Genomic DNA, 3,351 nt, shown 5'->3' on the forward strand with positions numbered 1-3,351 from the left:
GACGATCATATTTCTACATTTCAGCAAATCACTTTAAATAAACGTTCGTTTATTTGGATTCATTTTTCCGGAAAATTTTAATTTTTTTTTCTTACCTTAAAGTGCTGAAGATAAAAATATTTTTAGCAAGATTGTTTTTTGGGTTAAAAAATTCTATATTTGTCCAAATAAACGAACGTTTTTCCGGAAAATTTCTTAAAAAACGCTATTTCCTATTTTAATATCAATCATATATTTTCTCACAGTATATCATTAATTTACAAGGTTCTACATAGATTATTCCCGAACCTTATCGAATCTGTACTTTTTGAGTTATACTTCCGTTTTTGGTCAAAATTTTGACGATATAAATCTTTTTATCCAAAGATGCAACGGGAATACTCGTCTTATTTTCATCCAAAATAACCGATTTTAAATTTTGTCCGTACATATTGAAAATCATTGCCGTACCCTTTTCATTATTCGGTAACTGCACAATCAAATTATTTCCATTTTGGTATATCAGCGGCATATTTTCTGTCACTTTATTTACTGCAGACAGACTTGGAACTTTATATATATTTTCTCCCTGAGGTATCTTATAATAAAAAGCTACACTGAAATTGTACAACGGATAAGGTTGATCATAAATAATTTTGAAATTTTCATCTCTCGGTTCATAATTTGGTCTTAAAGTCGTTTCATTCTCATCTCTCGGATACACATATTCTCCATTGACCTTTTTATCTAAATCAATATAGTTGAAAAAAGCCTCGTAATCATCACTATCCCGAAGATTTCCATGTCCATTAGTTTTTTGTGTAGCATAAGACACTTCTACATTCCCGGTCAGCGGAGAAGCGCTCGTCAATACTACACAATCATCTTTTATTTCTATATTTGTAATAGTCTGTTCCACACCATTATTAGAAAGAACAAATCCTAATTTTTTTTGAGACTCAACCAATTTTGAATCAAAAACAAGAGGTAATTTAGGAACTATAAACCGGATCGATATCTCATTAGCGTTTTCCGGATTACGGGTAATCTCAATCGGTTGCAACGGTTTAAAATCCTCTTTCAAAATACAAGTTTTATAATATACTTTCCCCAACATTTCTCCATACCAACGATAACCGTTACTATCGAGATGCCCCCCTCGATCGGTCATCGGATATACCGGTCCGGCACATACAATATCTTCATTTTCATTAGAAGCATTTAATTGAGCCATACCGACCTCTAACGTAGTGCCCCGAGTATATTGAGCCCCTGTCTGATATGTAATAAACAATGGAGCATCGTCTTGTCCATAATATTTCTTTACGGCATCCTGCATGTTGTTCTTTAACTGCAATAAATATTTATAATATAACTTTCCGTCAGTAGTACTGTATGATCCGACAGTCATACCTTTATTTTCGTACGATGTATAATTATATTCGCCCTGCATGAAAAATATTACCGGACAAGAAATACTCTTATTATTTTCAAAGGCAAGTTTAGAACCCTGCAACAAAGTATTGCTGAATTGGCTGTAACAAGTAGAAAATTCATTCTCTTTAGAAAGCTCTTCGATACTTGTCCCGCTTGTTCCGGCAGAGGTTGCCAAAATATTTGTTCCCGGTTGAAGTTTCTTTTGAATATGGTTTACTGCACCTAACAACGGACATTCTGCAATTGTCCCAGCATTACGGTTTCGGATATTACTATTATTCGCAAAAGCCGCCGATACATTTCCTATCAAAGGTTTTATCTCATCAAAGTTTTTATTACCATAGTTGATCCATACCTGATCTCCGATCATAAAATTTCCCGGAACATTCTCCGTCGATATGACCGGCCAAGACTGATGTCCGGTCGATAGACTCTGTCCATACATGATTATATGCTGATAACTTCCGTCTATTTTTCCCGGATCTAACGTCGCAGCCATTTCCACAGCACCGACGGCACAAGTTCCATTTTCGAATGAACGGATATTCCCTATTTGATCGGTATTTATTCCAAGATCTTGCAAAAACGAAGCTTTTCCTGCAGTCAACGCATCACAATTCGGAAACAAAGGAATAGAGTTTTGACGATTTACATATTCTTCGGTTGAAGATACAAGTCCGGATAAGCGAGACAATTCATATCCCGAAACATTTCCATTTCCTGTTTCCAATTTAAGAGGAGCGCCAGTTTGAACCCCGAAGCCCAAATAAGAATTAGAGATAAAAAGATCTTCCCCTTCTACAGGAGTATAACGAAAACCCATATCTGAAGATTGGCCTTGCGGATCGGTCATATTCGATTCAACGATCGAGTTATATATCCGTTTTGCCAAAAGCTGGGTTGAAGTATTATCATTCTCTTTCCAAAAACATAATCCGCAACCAAAGCCTCTGTTGCCTGAAGCCGTATTTTCGGTTATGGTACAGTTAACAATACTTACACTACTGCCTTTCTGAGCCGAAGGAATATATAAAGCAGCTCCCCCCTGAGTCTTCACATAATTTTTCCAGATCGTACAATTTATTATCTGCATATCCATAATATTATCAGAAAGTGCATTTTTTATAGCAATAGCACCTCCGGCATCTGTTGCATTATTTTCTGCAAGAAGAGAATTTTCGATACGTATCGAGCTTCTGACTATTTCGTTCGTGTTGATATTATTTTCTATATTGATACCTCCGCCTCTTTGTGCCACCGAACAATTGCGAACAGTAGAGTTTTTCAATACAAAAGATTCTATTCCGAGTATCTGAAGTCCCCCACCGTTAGAATTCGCAACCGACTGAAGATTACAATTTGTGATCATACATCGATCCATTACTAATTTTCCACGCATTTCAGAGAAAACAGCTCCTCCCTGCTGCACCTGATTATCCGTAAATATACAATCATAAAATTCTACTTGATTCGGAGTATAGAGGTATACTGTTCCCTTACAAGATACAGCAATATTGTTTTTGAAAAGACAATTAGTAAATACAGATCTTGAATTTTGAATAAAGACTGCAGACCCTTTTGTCTGATTTTGCGCACCATTTATAAAAGATAAATTTTTATACTGTGTCTCTTTATCATTAGAGTCAATATTAAAAATTCGTGTAACACCGTTACCCGTAAAACCTGAAGTCGAAGGAGAATCTCCAATAATCGAAAACGCCATTTGCGGTATAGCAACTCCCTCTATCCCGGAAACTTCTTTAGACACGTCTATTATCCCAGATACCCTGATATTATCGCCGTCCTCTATTAATGAAAGGGCTTTTGTCAACGTAGCTACCGCCCCGCTTTCAGATAACCCATTATTGGTATCCGCTCCATTAACAGACAAATATATGTCTTTTGCTATAAGAGATTGAACCGACAACAAGCATA

1 protein-coding gene is annotated in these 3,351 nt (G+C 36.1%); it reads right to left on the bottom strand.

What is annotated here, in order from left to right; genetic code table 11:
- Nucleotides 1–289: 289 nt before the first annotated feature.
- Nucleotides 290–3,351 (bottom strand): T9SS type A sorting domain-containing protein (locus AC1WHX_RS11390; protein WP_481229385.1); only part of this gene is annotated, 3,062 nt, incomplete at its 5' end.

The sequence above is a fragment of the Coprobacter sp. genome, from assembly GCF_982436375.1.